Source organism: Plantactinospora sp. ZYX-F-223, from assembly GCF_039649625.1.
Classification (GTDB): domain Bacteria; phylum Actinomycetota; class Actinomycetes; order Mycobacteriales; family Micromonosporaceae; genus Plantactinospora.
In genome coordinates this window covers 1-16458 of the sequence record NZ_JBDJAV010000087.1, presented here as the reverse complement: position 1 = coordinate 16458, position 16458 = coordinate 1, and the positions used below count along the sequence as shown (strand labels likewise).

Annotated in this window: 12 protein-coding genes; 6 read left to right on the top strand and 6 right to left on the bottom strand. The window is 68.1% G+C overall.

All coding sequences use genetic code 11. The features are described 5' to 3' along the window. Positions 1-108 precede the first annotated feature (108 nt). Positions 109-261: a DUF5131 family protein gene (locus tag AAH979_RS41030; protein ID WP_346263519.1), complete on the top strand. Its 153-nt coding sequence runs from the start codon at positions 109-111 to the stop codon at positions 259-261. Positions 262-356: 95 nt separating this feature from the next. Then, positions 357-572, top strand: coding sequence for a hypothetical protein (locus AAH979_RS41025; RefSeq protein ID WP_346263518.1), 216 nt, complete (start codon positions 357-359; stop codon positions 570-572). Between the two features lie 196 nt (positions 573-768). Here AAH979_RS41025 and AAH979_RS41020 read toward each other — a convergent pair whose 3' ends face one another. Then, positions 769-1701 carry a hypothetical protein gene (locus AAH979_RS41020; protein WP_346263517.1) on the bottom strand — a complete coding sequence of 311 codons (933 nt, stop codon included), beginning with the start codon at positions 1699-1701 and terminating at the stop codon, positions 769-771. Between the two features lie 310 nt (positions 1702-2011). Next, positions 2012-2398 carry a hypothetical protein gene (locus AAH979_RS41015; RefSeq protein ID WP_346263516.1) on the bottom strand — a complete coding sequence of 129 codons (387 nt, stop codon included), beginning with the start codon at positions 2396-2398 and terminating at the stop codon, positions 2012-2014. 67 nt (positions 2399-2465) lie between these two features. On the opposite strand from AAH979_RS41015, the gene AAH979_RS41010 reads away from it, so the two are divergent. Next, positions 2466-2939, top strand: coding sequence for a MarR family transcriptional regulator (locus AAH979_RS41010; protein ID WP_346263515.1), 474 nt, complete (start codon positions 2466-2468; stop codon positions 2937-2939). 155 nt (positions 2940-3094) lie between these two features. On the opposite strand, the gene AAH979_RS41005 is transcribed toward AAH979_RS41010, so the two are convergent. Both AAH979_RS41005 and AAH979_RS41000 read right to left on the bottom strand, forming a co-directional pair. Continuing rightward, positions 3095-4003 carry a transposase gene (locus AAH979_RS41005; RefSeq protein WP_346263514.1) on the bottom strand — a complete coding sequence of 303 codons (909 nt, stop codon included), beginning with the start codon at positions 4001-4003 and terminating at the stop codon, positions 3095-3097. 543 nt (positions 4004-4546) lie between these two features. Further along, a complete protein-coding gene (locus AAH979_RS41000) occupies positions 4547-4837 on the bottom strand; it encodes a transposase family protein (RefSeq protein ID WP_346263520.1) in 291 nt (96 codons plus the stop codon). A gap of 895 nt (positions 4838-5732) precedes the next feature. Here AAH979_RS41000 and AAH979_RS40995 point away from each other — a divergent pair. From AAH979_RS40995 to AAH979_RS40985, 3 genes are all read left to right on the top strand, one after another. After that, positions 5733-12239 carry a polymorphic toxin-type HINT domain-containing protein gene (locus AAH979_RS40995; RefSeq protein WP_346263513.1) on the top strand — a complete coding sequence of 2169 codons (6507 nt, stop codon included), beginning with the start codon at positions 5733-5735 and terminating at the stop codon, positions 12237-12239. Then, a complete protein-coding gene (locus AAH979_RS40990) occupies positions 12236-12823 on the top strand; it encodes a hypothetical protein (protein WP_346263512.1) in 588 nt (195 codons plus the stop codon). The genes AAH979_RS40995 and AAH979_RS40990 overlap by 4 nt, the downstream gene beginning before the upstream one ends. Positions 12824-12890: 67 nt before the next feature. Next, complete coding sequence (locus AAH979_RS40985; protein WP_346263511.1) at positions 12891-13907, top strand: hypothetical protein; 1017 nt, start codon at positions 12891-12893, stop codon at positions 13905-13907. Positions 13908-14828: 921 nt separating this feature from the next. Here the strand turns inward: AAH979_RS40985 and AAH979_RS40980 are convergent. Together AAH979_RS40980 and AAH979_RS40975 are read right to left on the bottom strand one after the other, a co-directional pair. Then, complete coding sequence (locus tag AAH979_RS40980) at positions 14829-15122, bottom strand: hypothetical protein (protein ID WP_346263510.1); 294 nt, start codon at positions 15120-15122, stop codon at positions 14829-14831. 58 nt (positions 15123-15180) lie between these two features. After that, entirely contained in the window at positions 15181-16374 is a 1194-nt protein-coding gene (locus AAH979_RS40975; RefSeq protein ID WP_346263509.1) for an FAD-dependent monooxygenase, read from the bottom strand. Positions 16375-16458 lie beyond the last annotated feature (84 nt).

Sequence of the window (16458 nt, the reverse complement as noted above, 5' to 3'; positions counted from 1 at the left end):
GTGCGAGGCGGGGAAGATCTAGCCGAACGGCCTGTGAGCCTCCACGTCTCGCGATCCGGACACATGTTCGACATGGTGAAGGTCAGCCAGGAGTAGAAGGAGACCGCTGTGGCCGACAACAGCGCCATCGAATGGACCGAAGCTACCTGGAACCCAACCACCGGGTGCGACCGCATCTCCGCAGGTCGCGACAACTGCTACGCGCTGCCGCGCTCGGCGAGCAGTGGCATCAGGTTGGAGGCGTTGAAGCGGATGTTGTAGGAGATCTCGGCCAGTCATCTGAGCGGGCTGCCCGGACATTGCGGGTAGGCGCTTCGATAACCCAACGTCTTTCCTCGATGTGCGATGCTCCAGGCATGAGGATCACGGCTGCAATCGTGGTGATCGTCCGATTGCTGGCGCTCGCCGTCCTGAGCTGGCTTCTGGTGGCCTTCGCCTCCCCGACACCGGATCCGTTCGTTGTCGGCGTTGGCTGGCTTCTGGCGATGGGGGTTGTGCTATCTGTCCCCCAGTCCCGCCGCTTCGTGGTGCGATGGGTGGGCACCGGCCAGCTGACGCGCTCATCCCAGTAGCCCTTTACACCCGTCAAGCATACGCACGTCGGCATGATCGGACGGCGCGCCAGCCGTACGATGCCCACGCTCTGTGACCCGTGCGCAGCCACCGCCGCGCGTGCTCTGCGGCAGATCCGTGCGTCTCGGTCAGTCAGTCCTTCCTAACCTCTCAAGGCTTGGCAGCCAGCCGGTCGTGCCGCAGAAGTCCCAGCGCTCACGCCTCGATACCGAGCCAGGTATCACCGGCACGAAGCCACAGGAAGCCGTCGCGTCCCTGGCCGCACCGCAGCACGACGCGGCCGGGCACCTGCGCCATGTGTCGGTCCGTCACGGCCCAGGAAGCCCCGACCAGCTCGGCGCGGAACGCTTCAGTCGATCGCTGATTGTGGTTCCGCCGGGTCAGGATCGCGCGGTTGCCGCGTACCGCCAGCCCGTCGGGCGACGGTACGGGACTGAGCCAGCTGACCACCTCACCAGTGAGCGGGGTAATCCGCGTCAAGAAGGTGTCGCCGTTGCGGTTGCCGGAGTACCAGGCCAACCACACGTGGTCGCCCTCGGTGGCGGCGGCACAACCGGCCAGCGGCCATTCGGGCAACCGGCCGTTCGGAGTCCAGACGACCTGGCCTTGATCGTCCCAGCAGGCAAGCCCAGCCGCTGATTGCGGATGCCCCCCGTAGATGCCTTCATCGCCGTAGGCCGTCCAGATCGATCCGCCATGGTCGGTGATCAGAACGTCGGTGTCATCGCCAACACAGAATGTCGTCCGCCCCTCACCTTCGAGGGAAAACACGGAGGCGTTTGGCGCCCACGCGTCCGTGTCATCCCGACCCGCGCGACCGTCTGCAATCAGGAGCCGGGCATCCGGAAGGAGCGCGATGTGGCTCGGCCGTCTCGGGATCGCCTCCAAGGTTCGGCGTTGCACCGATCCGTCAGGCTGGCGGATCACGAGCACGCCGTCGAAGGGACCCGCGGGAACCCAGCCCACCCAGCCCTTGATATAGCTGATCTTCTTCAACTGACGTCGTTCGACGAACAGGACGGCAAGCGCTCCCGACGGACCGACCGTCCACCACAGAGGGCGCCGTTCCCCAGACAGATCCGTCGTGGACGGCACCCAAACCTTCCGCATCGCGAAGACCACCGACATCGCACTCCCGCACCGGATCGGCACCTGCAGCCGAGGGACGCAGTGTATGGACCATGAACGCGCAGCAGCGACACGGGTGCGCGGTGCCCTGTCCGACTGCAGACCGCAAGCACCGCCCATCCATGCCAACCTTCGGCTCGCACCTCAGGACGCCACGCTTCTCAGCAAATCCCGACGCCGGCCGGCGTCCGGGAGCCGCCAACGGAACGTGGCGGTTCCGGCCGGTGGAGCGCGCACGGACGGCGGCAGTAGAGCGCGCCGATCGAGTGTTGTTGGATGCTCGTAACCGGCTCCGGCACTTGATTGATCCCTATGACGTGACGACAACTCCGCCGATTCCTGTGCGCCCGGCCGGGGTGCCTACAAGCTCGACCGTGAGGCCGGCGCGGACGCGCTCCCCGAGGACGTCGACGATGGCGTCCGTGACCCCGGACACGAGGCGGGCAACGATCTCGTCGGCGTCGGGTCGGCTGAACGCCGCCTCCCTGATGCCGAACGTGACGCTGGGTGAGGGTGCTTCTGCTGGGTTGCCGCCGATACCCCAACGGTTGGGCGGCAGGCCGATCAACTGCACGACCGCGATGCTTCGGGCCCACTCCCCATAGACGGCGACGACCGCGTCGGTCAGGTTCCGAATCAGTGCGGTCTCACGGCCGGCCAGGTCGCTCTCCAGCACATGCACGCTGAGGTGAGGCATACCATCCTCCGTGAATGATTTGATCGCAAATTAGCTTTGGTTACAAAGGTATTCGGGAGGTGGGCGGATGTCAACGCCTGACACCACGGACGACACGGTCAGGGAGTTGCTCCTGGTGATGCCAAGGTTGGTCGGTAGGGTCAAACGGCTGCCCTTGCCGGAACAGCTACGGTCGCTTGAGCTGGCGCCGAGACACCTGTCGATGCTGTCCCTGCTCCTACTCGACGGTCCGCTGACCGTCTCCCAACTGGCCGGGATGCTGGGTGTGGCACCGACCACGGTGAGCCTGATCGTGAGCGATCTGAGCCGCAGAGGAGTCTTGGTACGGCGCGAGGACGACGCCGACCGCCGCCGCCGCATCATCGACATCAGCCCTGAGAGCCGTCCCGCCATCGCCCAATGGCTGTCTCCGGGTGCCCATGCATGGCGACAGGCACTCGCGCCGCTGAGCCCAGCACAACAACGCACATTCGTCGATACCTTGCTCAGGTACGAGGCGGCCGTCTCCACCCCGACGCAAACGGCATCAGCGAGCGGTTAGAAGCATCCGCACGCGGATCCGGACGCACGCTGCCTACGACGCACTGTCATCGGCTACCTGTTGACTGGTGATACGACCGCAGCCCGGCCAGGCTTGGTCGAGGTGACCGGTGGGGTCGCTCTCATCGCGGCTGCCCATCGCAGTTTGGTGTGGCTTCATCTGGCGTGCGCCCCGCCGGTCACCGAACCGGGCGATGTCTGCGATGTCGCCGAGCAGGCGGGCCGCACCGGCGGTCTCCTTTGGAGCCCGACCCGCAGGAGGCGATCTGCCAGGCCCGCGCGGTGAGGATTTTCAGCGCAGCGTCGGCGCGGATGGTGGTACCTGACGGCAGCCGGATCCGAAATGAGCAGGGCACGCCGAGGCTGTAGCCGATCTCGCGTTTCTCGCAGGTCTCGCGCAGGCCACGGTCCCGGCCGTAGACCGCGTCGGCGGTGCACCAGTCCATGCGCACGCCGGCGTCGAGCGCGCTGGTGAGCAGGTCGGCGCCCAACTGCGGCTTTGGTCTTGAATTTGTGATCGGGGTTGATGCCCATCCTCGCGCGGGTGCCCTCATCGTCGAGGTGCTCGGCCGGGATATACAGCCCAGATCCGATCAGGGCGTGGCCGCGCGGCGTGCTGTAGGCGGCGTTGACGAAGTTGACCGCGTTGGCGACTTTGCCAGCGCAGCCGACATATTGCCGTTTGACCCCGCAGGTGGCGGTTCCGGTCTTCTCATCGCCGCTTTCGTCCAGCACCAGCACGGCCAGCCCGCCGTCGCCGCCCAAGTGCTCGACGACGAAGTTGCGTACCGTGCCCATCGCAGCCACCGTGTCCCAGCAGGCGCGTTCCAGCAGCCGCTGCATCCGGTCCGGGGTCCGGTCCCCGGCGTACTCGGCCAATGTCCAGCAGTTCTTGCGCGGCAGGTCGCTCATCAAGCCGCGCACGTACTTGCCGGCCTGGGCGAACGGCTCGACCCGGGCGAAGTGCACACCGAGACGCCCCACCAGCTCAGCGAGCTTCTCCTCGGCCAGCCCGGCCTCTAGCATGGCCGCAGCGGCCATCTCGTGATATTTCGTTGTCGACACAACACCGGATGATCACGCGGTGGCCGCCTCGTCTCCACCCCGCCTATCCGACCGTGGGCGTCGCCGTCGGCACCACTCCGCGCACCGGGACGGTTCCCTGCAGAGGTTGATTGGCGACCTGGGAGTCAGGGATGCGTTCCGCAGCCCCTGGCACACACGTCGGGGGCGGTCGTAGCGGTTCGCGCACACGGGCAGCATCAGGACCGGCAGCACCTGGTGGCGCATCCACTTCCCAGCCGCCCCCGCCCCACATCCACACATGCGCGTACCGGTCGATGAATGGCAGCCCGTACCAGATCCGCACCCAACGTGGAACGCGCTCCAGCCGTGGTCGTAACCCGCCTGGGGGTGTCCAGTTCCAGCCCGGCATCGTGCCGGCAGGCACGTCCCAACCACCCGGAGACGGCACGCCGTACCGCTCATGATCGGGCCAGACCCGCCAGCCGCTACGCACGCCCATGACACGAAGTATGGCGTGTTCGGGACGCACCGGCGCACCTACTTACGACGCCGGAACATGATCACAGAGCCGATCGGCGACCATCAACAGCTCAACATCTCGAAGTACGGCTGCCCTAGTAGCCAGCCGGTCAGCACCGCCTGCAGCACCTGCGCGTCGATGCGGATCAGGAACCGCCACACCGTGCTGCTTACTGGGATGCGGCCGGTGAAGCCGAGACGGCGGCGGGCCGGCTTGTCCAGGTCGGCCGTCCAGTCCGCGATCGCGGCGAATGTGGTAGCTCCAGCCAGCACCGCGCACACCGCCACGGCAAGCAGGCTGGCCAGCCGATAGCGCACTCCACGTCGCCGCCGCAGATCGGGAACCGCGGCCAGGGCGTGCAGCAGATTCTACCGCCCATCCTCTCCCAGGCCAGCGGGTACGTCGATACCGCCGGTCGGGTTGGGGCGGACAGCGTCGATCAGCGAAGATGACATCAGCGGGTGTGGTCCTTGCTCGGAGTCGTGAGGGTCTCAGCAATTCCATGATCACCGAGGCGCCACACCGCCTCACAGCCCTGACCACCCCGGCCGTCCACATAGTTCCCAGGCCAACCACTCATTCCAGGACTACGCAATCGCCCTGTACGGAGCGGTGAGGCGGGGGTTCTTCATCGTCTTCCGGGGTGGTGAGTTTCCGCCGAGCTACTTGCCGTTCGGCACGGTCGTAGCCGGACTCGGGGTTGTCGACTAGGTCGCGGCCGGTGGCCACGACAACTTCAGCGACTGCGGAGGCGCCGCATCGAAGGTCGACATCATGTTCCAGACGTTCATCTGAACTGACCTCGCCCTCGCGACGGCGCATCAGAAGGTGCGAATACCCGACAGTAGACGGGGTCGCAAAGTGTTGTATCCATCGATAGCCTTTCACCCAGATGTCCGGGGGTCGATGGAAGGGGGTACACGGGGGCCCGGTCGACCTGAGGGCCGATGGTCGCGACTCTAGTTCGACCACTGTGGATTCGGGCGCTTCGGCGCCGATAGGACGATCATTTCGCTCTCGCGGGCCGCAGCGTTCGGCCGCAGTGTCTGCTATTCACCTGCGCATTCTTCGCCATGCGCTGATCTGGCATGCCCTGAATTCGTGGTGCGCCGAGTTCCTCGTGCACTGATCTCGTCATGCCCTGATCGGTTCCTGGTGACCGATCTGGCCGATCGATACGGCCAGGACATTCTGACGAAGGGTAGGGGTGGCGTGGCGCGTTTCAGACGATTCATCAGCTTCGGATTGTTGCCCACCTTGGTGCTGACCCTGGCGGCCGTCACACCGGCACCGGTCGCCACGGCGGCGCCCGCCGCCAGGGTCCGGCCGGACGGGCAACCCGGCTCTGACGGTCCCCGGCCAGCGGTCGCGTCCTGTCCGGCGCCGACCCGTTCCCCGGCGACGACCGCCAGCCGGCAGGCGCCCGTTCCCCGGTCGCTGCGCACGGCCGCGCTCCGGGTCGAGGGCGCCTACTCGGCACCCGACGCGCCGCGCCGGATGATTCCCTCCGACGAGTACCCCGTCCAGGTGACCGTCCGGAACATCACCGCCGGCACCCTGCCGAAGAGCACCTACGTGTTGTCGTACCGCTGGTTCGGCCCGGACGGCCGGGACCAGACCACGGGGTCGAACCGGCTGGAGACTGCGCTGCCGACGGACCTGGCGCCCGGGGCGTCGGTGCTGGTCGAGACGAAGGTCAAGGCCCCGAGCGAGAGCCTGCTCGGGCAGGATCGCGAGCGGTACGTCCTCGCCTGGGACCTGCGGGACCGGGATCGCCGCACCTGGCTTTCCGAGACCGCCGACGTGGCGCCGCTGCGCCAGGACGTCACCGTCGAGCACCCCACCTCCAACCAGCTCGGTCTGGAGCACTTCTACCAGTACGCCGGCACCGCGACCGGGGCCGGCGCCGGTCTCTCCGTCAACGCCTTCTCCGGCAACGCCGTTCTCGACTACAGCCCGATCGCCAACCCCAGCCGGGGGCCGGTCACCTTCGTCCGGCTCGCCTACAACAGCCAGGACGGCTCGACCTCCTCGCTCGGCCCCGGCTGGTCGCTGGCCACCTCCACGCTGACCCGGCTCGGCTCACCGCTGGAGTTCCAGGGCGGCCTGCTCGGTGACCCGGAGCGGGTGACGCTGGTCGACGGGGACGGCACCGGCCACCACTTCGCTCTGAACCGCCACGACAGCCTCGACCGGGCGAAGTGGACCTACGACAGCCCGGCCGGCGTCAACCTGCTGCTACAGCGGACCGGGGATGACGACGACGCCCGCCGCTGGTCGATCACCGGCCCCGACCGGACCCGGATGTACTTCGACGAGCGCGGCTACCAGACCGCGACGGTCGACCGCAACGGCAACGAGCTGACCTTCGAGTACGCGCAGGCCACCATCGGCAACCGGCACACCGGCATGCTCACCGGGCTGGTCGACGCCACCGGGCGGCGCACCCTCACCCTCGACTACTACCAGCCCGGTGACGACTACGCGTACTTCGACGGGCTGGTCAAGCGGCTGGCGCAGAACCTGACCAACGCCAACATCGTGCACCAGCTCCGCTCGATCACCGACGTCTCCGGCCGCACGCTGACCTTCACCTACAACGAGGACGGGGAACTCCAGGAGATCGTCGACGGCGCCGGCACCCCGCAGGCGCGGGCCTTCGGCTTCCACTACGACGACGGCCGGCTGGTCCGGGCCGTCGACCCGAACGGCAACCACACCGACATCGCGTACCACGACAGCGGCGCCGGGTCACTGCTGCGTGGCCGGGTCGCCGAACTCACCGACCGCCGGGGGCATGGCACCGACTTCGGGTACGCCGATGCCGACGGCGCGGACGGCTCGAAGCTGACCGCGACGGTGACCGACGCCAACGGCCACCCGACCCATTTCCTGCTCGACGGCTACGGCCGGGTGGAACGGCTGACCAACGCCAAGGGCGAGGTCACGCAGCTCGTCTGGGACGCCGACAACAACGTGGTCCGGCTGCGCGAGCACAACGGCGCGCTGAGCACCTGGGTCTACGACCAGAAGACCGGCTACCCGCTGGAGATCCGGGACGCCGAGGCGAACGCGCACGACCACCCGCCGACCCGGCTCGGCTACCGGTTCGCCCTCGACGGGCACGTCGCCGACCTGACCGAGAAGACCTCCCCGGAGGGCCGGCGCTGGCAGTTCGTCTACGACGACCGGGGCAATCTGGTCGCGGTCACCGATCCGAAGGGGACGGCGAGCCCGGCCGACGGCGACTACACCAGCCGGTACGCCTACGACGAATTCGGCCACCTGGTCACCACCACCGACGCCAACGGCAACCCGACCACGTACGCCGACTACGACGCTAACGGCTACCCGCGGCGGATCACCGACGCGCTCGGCTGCTCCAGCTTCTTCAGCTACGACGCGACCGGCAACGTGGTGTCGACCGTCGACGCCCGGCAGAAGACCCGCACCTTCACCTACGACATCCTCAACCGCCCGCTGACCACGAGGATCCCGAAGGACGCGGCGGCGGGCGAGTACATCGTCACGCCCGGCCCGAAGTACGACGCGAACGGCAACATGATCACGTTGACCGCCGCCAACGGCGCGGTCACCACCGCCGGGTACGACGAGAACGACCAGTTGGTGGCGTTGACCGCGCCCCGCGAATCGCCGGGTGAGCCGGCGAAGACCAGCACGCTGCGCTACGACCCGGTCGGCAACCTGCTGGCCGAGACCCGCCCCAAGGGAACCCTGACCCGCGACGACCCTAACGACTTCGTCACCCGCTACACCTACGACGAGCTGAACCGGCGGATAACCGTCACCGACCCGCTCGGCCACCGCAGCACGGCCGCGTACGACTCCGTCGGCAACCTGGTGACCGAGGTCGACCCGAAGAAGAACCAGACCCCGGACCCGAACGACTACACCACGAAGTACGAGTACGACCTGAACCACCGGGTCACCGCCGTGATCGACGCGGCCGGGCACCGGGCCAGCGTCCGGTACGACCGGGACGGCAACGTCGTCGAGACGACCGACCAGGAGGGCAACACCAGCCTGACCCGCCTGGACGAGCGGGGAATGGTCATCGAGACCCGCACGCCGCACTCCCGCGACGGCGGCGACATCCGCTACTTCACCAGCCGCTACGAGTACGACCAGGTCGGCAACCCGACCCGGACCACGATGCCACGCGGGACGGAGACCCCCGACCCGAACGACTTCGTGCAGACCGTCGTCTACGACGAACTGAACCGGATCAAGGAGAAGCACCTCCCGTTCGCCGCGGACGACGAGACGGTCAACACGCCGGACAAGATCTTCTACGGGTACGACCAGGTCGGCCAGCTCACCGAGGTCAGCGCGCCGCCGTCGGAGGGGCAGAGCGTCCGCAACGTCACCCGGCAGACCTACTACGACAACGGCTGGCTGCGCAGCTCAATCGACCCGTTCGGCATCCGCACTAACTATGACTACAACGCGGTCGGGGCGCAGACCTCCCGCACCTTCCTCAGCGCGGGCGGCGGCTCCAGCCGCACCATGTCCTGGGAATACCACCTCAACGGCAAGCTGAAGTCCCGTTCAGACGACGGGGTGCCGGTCGGCCAGCACGTCGTGCTGGTGGACAACTCTGACGCCAACCACACCGAGACCGCCGGCGGCTGGCGGGCCGTCGAGGGCGACGGCGCCGACCACGAAGGGTACGACTACCGGGTCGCCACCGCGACCGAGGGCAGCTTCACCTGGAAGGCCGACATCCCGGCCAGCGGCAACTACGACGTCGCCGTCCGGTTCCCGCGCGGCGCCGCGACCAACGCCCGCTACACCGTCGAGCACAACGGCGGCAGCACCACCCGCACCGTCGACCAGACCCAGGACACCGGCGAGTGGGTCAGCCTCGGCCGCTTCGCCTTCACCGAGGACAACCTCCGCAACATAACCCTCGCTGGCGACGCCGACAACCCGGTGGTGGCTGACGCGGTGCGGCTGGTCCGGGACAACAGCGGCGACATCGACACCGAGCGGAAGACCTTCCAGCACCGGTACGACGTCAACGACAACCTGACACAGGTCACCGACGCCAGCCCCGGTGCGCGGACCGACGAGTACACCATCGGATACGACACGCTGGACCGCGCGACCTCGATCGAGGAGCGCAAGGACGGCGCGCTGCGCAACACCACCCGCTACGAGTACGACCCGAACAGCAACATCTCGGCCTGGCAGCACGACGACCAGACCGCCAGCTTCACGTACGACGCCCGGGACCTGGTGGAGCGGATCACCAACCGGGCCACCGGCGAGGGCGCCGAGGACCAGGTCACCACGTTCAGCTACACCGCCCGGTCCCACGTACGCCAGCAGGTCAAGCCGAACGGCAACACCGTCGACTTCGAGTACTACCTCGACGGGCTGCTGCGGCACCAGGTGGAGAAGAAGTCCGGCGGCACGGTGGTCAACGAGCACACGCTCGAATACAACGCCAACTCGCACAAGACCAAGGACACCGCCCGCCGGCAGAACGCCGACGACCACAGCGCCTACCTGAACGACGTCTTCAGCTACGAGTACGACCCGCGCGACCGGGTCCGTACGGTGACCAAGTCCGGCACCGACGGCGACGAAAAGTCCACCGAGACCTACCGGCACGACGCCAACAACAACATCATCGAGCAGAAGACCAAGGACGACACCACCACCTTCCGGTACGACCGCAACCGGCTGGCCTCCTCCACCGTCGATGACACCACCTTCGTCTACGGCTACGACCCGTTCGGCCGGCTTAGCCGGATCAGCACCGGCGGCGAGCAGACCGAGCGCTACATCTACGACGGCTTCGACCGCACCGCCGAATACCGCCGAGGCAGCGGGGCCGTCGCCAGCAGCACCCGGTACGCGTACGACCCGCTGGACCGGACGGTGAGCCGGACCGCGAAGGCGGGCGGCGATGACGCCAAGACCACCACCCTGGACTACCTGGGGCTGACCCAGCAGGTACTCACCGAGCGGGTCGACGGCGAACTGCGCAAGTCCTACCAATACTCCCCCTTCGGGGAGCTGCTCGGGCAGCTCAGCGTCCCGGAGGACGGCGAGCAGGAGCAGTCGTACCACGGCTACAACGCACACGCCGACGTGGAGAGCCTGACCGACGAGGAGGGCAACAACCGCGCCACCTACGGCTACACCGCGTACGGCGGCGACGACACCGACTCCTTCACCGGTGCCGACAAGCCCGACCCCGGCAACCCGGACGCCGAGCCGGAGAACGTCTACCGGTTCAACACCGCCCGCTGGGACTCCGCCTCCGGCAACTACGACATGGGCCTGCGGGACTACAGCCCCGGGGAGAACCGGTTCCTCTCCCTCGACCTCTACAACGGCGCACTGTCGGACCTCTCGCTGTCGACGAACCCGTTCACGATGAACCGGTACTCCTTCGGCGGCGGCAACCCGATCAGCATGGTCGACCTGACCGGGCACTGGCCGTCCTGGAGCGACATCGGCCACGCCGCACTCGACGTGGTCGGGTTGGTGCCCGTGGTCGGCGAGGTCGCCGACATCGCCAACGGCATCTGGTACGCCGCCGAGGGCAACTACGTCGACGCCGCGCTCTCGTTCACCTCCGCGATCCCGCTCGCCGGATACGCGGCAACCGCCGTGAAGGCCGGCAAGTACGGCAAGGCCGGCGTCGACGCGGTACAGGCCGGTGCGAAGGGCGCTGACGAGGTGGCCGCCGGCGCCAAGGGGGCACCCACACCGAAGACCGGCGGGGACGCCCCACCCGCTCCCCCGGCCAAGGGCGGCGGCGACACACCACCCGCCGGCAACGCCCCGGCCGGCGGAAACGCGCCAGCCGGACCGGCCAAACCCCCGCCGCCACCCCAGGCACCGCCGGCCGCACCGAAGCCGCCGGGCTGCCCCAACAGCTTCGTCCCCGGCACCGCCGTGGTGCTGGCCGACGGCACCAGCAAGCCCATCGAGGACGTCCAGGTCGGCGACCAGGTACTGGCGACCGACCCGGTCACCGGGCTGACCGAGTCCCGGCCGGTTGTCGCGCTGATCGTCGGCGACGGTGCGAAGGATCTGGTCGAGGTCACCATCGACACCGACGGGGTCCGGGGCGACGCCACCGGCACGGTCATCGCCACCGCTGGCCACCCGTTCTGGCTTGACGCCGAGGGGCGCTGGGCGGACGCCAAGGATCTGGCGATCGGAGACTGGCTCCGTACGGACGACCGGGACCTGGTCCAGGTCCTCTCCGTACGGTCCTGGACCCAGCAGCAGCGGGTGCACAACCTGACCGTGCAGGGGCTACACACCTACTACGTCGCCATGGGCACCGAGCCGGTACTTGTGCACAACTGCGATCCGGTGCCGAACAGCAAACCGGACGAGCTGCCATTCGAACTGATGGAGGCCGATATCCGGGGGGTTACCCCGACGTTTGCGGGATCGGATGACTTTGCCGCCGCATTGGGCAGGGACGGCGATTTCATCTGGGCGCTCGACGATGCCGGACGACTCGGGATCGCGCCCGCCCTGGAAGGAATCAAGCACACCGTGATCACCGGCGGAAGTGCGGTACTCGGGGCGGGCCAGATGACGGTGCGAGGTGGACGGGTGACCTCTTTTGACAATTGGACCGGACACTACACTCCCTGCCCGGCATGCTCTCAGACCTTCCTCCAACGCGGTTCCGACGCATTCTTGTCGGCCGGCGTTAGGATACCGCTCAGGGCATGGAGGGATTACGGAGGCCGCGCTTGATCATGACCGCCCAACGAGAGCAATACAACCGGCTGCGCAACCTTCCCCCAGACCAGCGAGCAGAGTGGATCCGCAGCACCTATCCGACGGGCACCGGGATCCAGTGGTGGTTTTCCGTCCTAGGATCGGCGGAGACAGAGGTCTCGGCGAGGCTGGTACGGGGCGAGCCCGCAGATTCCGATTCCTTTGCGTTCGCCGTGTCCATCGTCGAACTGGGTACGATAATGGGGGAGGTCGATCCACCGCACGCCGCGTACTGGCTGCTCAGGTTCGCGGCAATGGCACTGCGGTTCGGCACCCCGCCCCCTGGGCTCCCCGACGAGGTAACCCCAGATGGCTCGGCCCGGGCGGCGATAGCCGCGATTCCATTGACCGAAGAAGAGGCAATTAAAGCCGCCGAGAGGCGTAGTCGAGAATTTCGGGAGGGCATCGACGGCCCAGCTGACGAAGAAATGCGGGCGCTCCAGGATCTGGAGCGGGTGATTTCGTCACTTGACCGGGTGCGCGGCCACGTGACGAATCCCGATCTGACTGCGCGGATCGACCGGTGGGTGGAGCTCTATGAACGCCTGGCCCCTACTTGACAGAAATCCGGAACTCTAGAGGCGACTGACGAGAGGAGTGGGAAAAATGCGCAGGTTCACCCTCCGAATGGCAACCGGATCAGTGCTGGCGGCGCTGGTCCTCGCCGCCGCAGGCGGGCCGGCCAAGGCGAGCGACGACCGGCTGCCGCTGCCGAACTACGGGGACATCGTGGTCGACGACGTCCACGACCGCGTATTCCTCAGCGGTGGCGCGACCACCAACGGCATCGTGGTGACTGACTTCTCGGGGCGGGTGAAGAAGACCATCACCGGCCAGCCGGGAGCGACCGGCCTGGCGCTGAGCGCCGACAGCACCACGCTCTACGCCGCCCTGGCCAGCGGCGACGCCATCTCCGCGATCGACACCACCACGTACGCCGAGACGGCCCGCTACCCGGTCGGGCCGCAGACCTGCCCGACCCACCTGGCCCGGACCGGCACCACCATCTGGTTCGGCTACGGCTGCGAGACCGACTGGACCGGAAAGATTGGCGCGCTGGACACCGCGGCGACCCCGCCGGCCATCACGCTCGACCGGCAGGGCGGCGCCATCTTCCAGCGGGCACCGTTGCTCAGCGCGGTGACCACCGACGCCGGCCCGCTCGTCGCCGGGCAGCTCTCGCTGAGCCTGTCGACGGTACGGGTCTTTTCAGTGGCCGGTGTCGAGCTGACGGAGGGCGCAAGCGGCGACGTGGTCGGCAGCAGCCTCGCCGACCTCGCGCTGAGCCCGGACGGGGCCACCCTGTTCACCGCCTCGGGGTCGCGGGACCACGCCGAGGCGTTCGCCCCGGCGGACCTGGCCCGGCGCGGGGCGTACGCCACCGGGTTCCGCCCCAACTCGGTGACCGCCTCAGCGGACAGTCGGTACCTCGCCATCGGCCGCAACACCAGCGGCCGGGAGGACGTCCTGGTCTACGAGGTGGGCGGCGTCGTACCGGAGAAGAGGGTTGACCTGGACAGCGGCGAGGTGGCGGCGCCCCGAGGTCTGGCCTGGTCCGCCGACCTGAAGTACCTGTTTGTGGTGACCCAGCAGGCGACCAGCAGCGTCCCGGCGCTGGAGGTGGTCTCCCGGCCGACCGACTGAGCCGGGGCGGCGGGGCCCGGCCGGTGTCGACGTCCGGCACCGGCGCGGGCCCGTCGGCGTACGGGGTCAGAGAGCGACCATCACCCTGTTCTGGACGGCGCGTGTAGGCTGCCAAAACTTAGTTCCGGTTGCTGACCTGCGAGTTCATAGATCCGTCAAGCGGTCCGGTGGTACTCGTGGATGACCCCGCCGGTTCGTCGGGTGGGACAACGCCGTCGATCGGCATCACGATGGCCCACGGTTGGGCGGTACCTGCCCGCGGCCTTGGTGAGGGCGATGGTGATTGAAGTGTCGGATGTACTCGGTCAGTACCACCCTGGCGCTGCTACCAGGCCAACCTGACATGTCCGAACAGCGTTACGGTCCGTCCCGTCGGCTTACATGATCAACCCGCCCCTTGTTTACCCCCCGAAAACCCCTGCTCCAGATCGACAACCAGTGACAGTCAGCGATCGCTTCAAAGGAACGTCTTTGCAGGTCAGTGCACGTTATCGACAACTGATGACAAGCGTCAGACTGTCACTGTTGGTAACAAGCGGGTGTGGACGTGCCCGTACTGGATCGCGCCGGCGACCAAGCCGCGAGGGCGGCGGCGGATGCACCAGGCCAGCGTGAGACGGAACCGGGAGGCGCTCAGAGGCCCGCGATCGTCTACCGGGATCGGGTCTGCGCCCATCGCCGCAGCGTGGTTGTTCACCCAGGCCACGAACGCGGCCAGGTCAGTGGCCGTGCTCTTTGCGGTCCGGACCTCGCCTTTGCGCCTGGTGGTGCTCTTCTCCCGCTGGTGGGATTCGATCCTGGTCGGGAACAGCAGCCAGTGGTCGTGCAGCCGGTCGAGTGGGACCAGGAGTACACCGTGCAGCCGCAGGAGTGGCTGGAACGCGAGGGGCTGACCTACCCGCAATGCCCATGGACGGTGCCCTACCGAACTTCTTCACCATCAACGGCAAGTCCTACCCCGCCACCGACACCATCCGGATGCGGGTAGGGCAGCGGCTGCTGGTGCGGTTCATCGGCACCAGTAACGGTTTCATCCACCCAATGCACATCCACGGCGGCCCGTTTACCGTCGCCGCGATCGACGGCATCCCACTGCGACCCACCGCCCGGTTCGACGCCGACACCGTCAACGTCGGACCGGGGCAGCGCCACGACGTCATCTGGACCGCCCGCGAGCCGGGCCGATGGCTGCTGCACTGCCACATTGCGCACCACACCACCAACGACAATGTCGAAACCGACGGTGCCGGCGGCCTCACCGTAATCATCGAGGTCACCCGACTTCGGCCGTCAGCGTTGGCCGGGCGGGTGGCCGCCAGCCGAAAGTGCCGGCGGTGGCGCGCAGGAACACCGCGGTGGGCAACGACCAGGCCACCAGGTCACGCAACCGGGCCGCGATGGGGTTGGCGGTCATGAGCAGGCGGCCGGTGCGGGCCGAGACGCGGACCAGGTCCTGGCTGCGCTTGCGGCGGGCACGGTCGTAGCCGCCCAGCGCCGCGGCCAGGTCGCCCGGCCCGGCGGTGAGCGCGGTGAGCGTGACCGCGTCCTCCAGGGCCTGGCAGGCACCCTGGGCAAGGTCGGGGGTCATGGCATGGGCGGCGTCGCCGAGCAGCACCACCCGCCCGGCGACGTAGCTGGGCAGCGGGGTGGCGAGGTGGTACATGTCGTGCCGCAGCAGCCCTTCGGGCGGGGTGGCGGCCAGCACGGCGGGGATGGGGTCGTGCCAGCCGGCGAACACGTTGGCGACGTCGGTCAGGTTGTCGCCGGTGTGGGCGCCTTCCGGTGCGGTGTGGACGGAAAACCAGTATACCCGACCGTCCGCGAGGGGCCCTGCCCCGAATCCCAGCCCGGGCCCGAGGGTTTGGACGATCGCCGGTAGGTCGGCAGGCGCGGCAGCCGCCGGCGCCAGGCCCCGCCACGTGATGTACCCGGCGTAGGCCGGGCCGGGATGCTCGGGAAACACCGCAGGCCGGACGACGCTGTGCACGCCGTCGGCGGCCACCACCAGGTCGGCCGTCGCCGTGCCAGACTGCCCCTCGGCGACGAACCGCACCTCGACCCGGTCCGGCCCGGTGACCACGCCGGTGACCCGGTGCCCGGTACGCAGGTCGGCCTGGCTGGCCGCGTCGGCGAGCATCCGGTGCAGGTCGGCACGGTGCAGCAGGTACGCGGGCACACCCTGCCGGGCGGTGAGCTGCTCCACGGTGCTGCGGAGCAGCCACCGCCCGGAGATCGTACGCAGCCCCGCACCGCCGGTGGCGACGCTGCACTCCCGCAGTACGTCACCGACGCCGAGCCAGTCCAACGCCCGCACGGCGTTCGGGGCCAGGGCGATGCCCGCACCGACCGGCGCGAACCGGGGCGCCTGCTCCAACACAGTCACCCGCCACCCGGTCCGGGACAGCCCTGCCGCCGCGGCGAGGCCACCGATCCCACCGCCGATCACAATCGCACTCCGCTCAGGCATCTCAGCCTCCTCACTACTTCACTCGAAACACTCCTGTTCGACCTGTACCCCCTTCGGGTGTGGTAACGCGTATATGAGGATTAG

Coding starts and splice junctions, on each gene's coding strand:
- AAH979_RS41025 (WP_346263518.1), top strand. CDS start 357: ATGAGGATCACGGCTGCAATCGTGGTGATCGTCCGATTGCTGGCGCTC.
- AAH979_RS41020 (WP_346263517.1), bottom strand. CDS start 1,701: ATGTCGGTGGTCTTCGCGATGCGGAAGGTTTGGGTGCCGTCCACGACG.
- AAH979_RS41015 (WP_346263516.1), bottom strand. CDS start 2,398: ATGCCTCACCTCAGCGTGCATGTGCTGGAGAGCGACCTGGCCGGCCGT.
- AAH979_RS41010 (WP_346263515.1), top strand. CDS start 2,466: ATGTCAACGCCTGACACCACGGACGACACGGTCAGGGAGTTGCTCCTG.
- AAH979_RS40985 (WP_346263511.1), top strand. CDS start 12,891: ATGGCAACCGGATCAGTGCTGGCGGCGCTGGTCCTCGCCGCCGCAGGC.
- AAH979_RS40975 (WP_346263509.1), bottom strand. CDS start 16,374: ATGCCTGAGCGGAGTGCGATTGTGATCGGCGGTGGGATCGGTGGCCTC.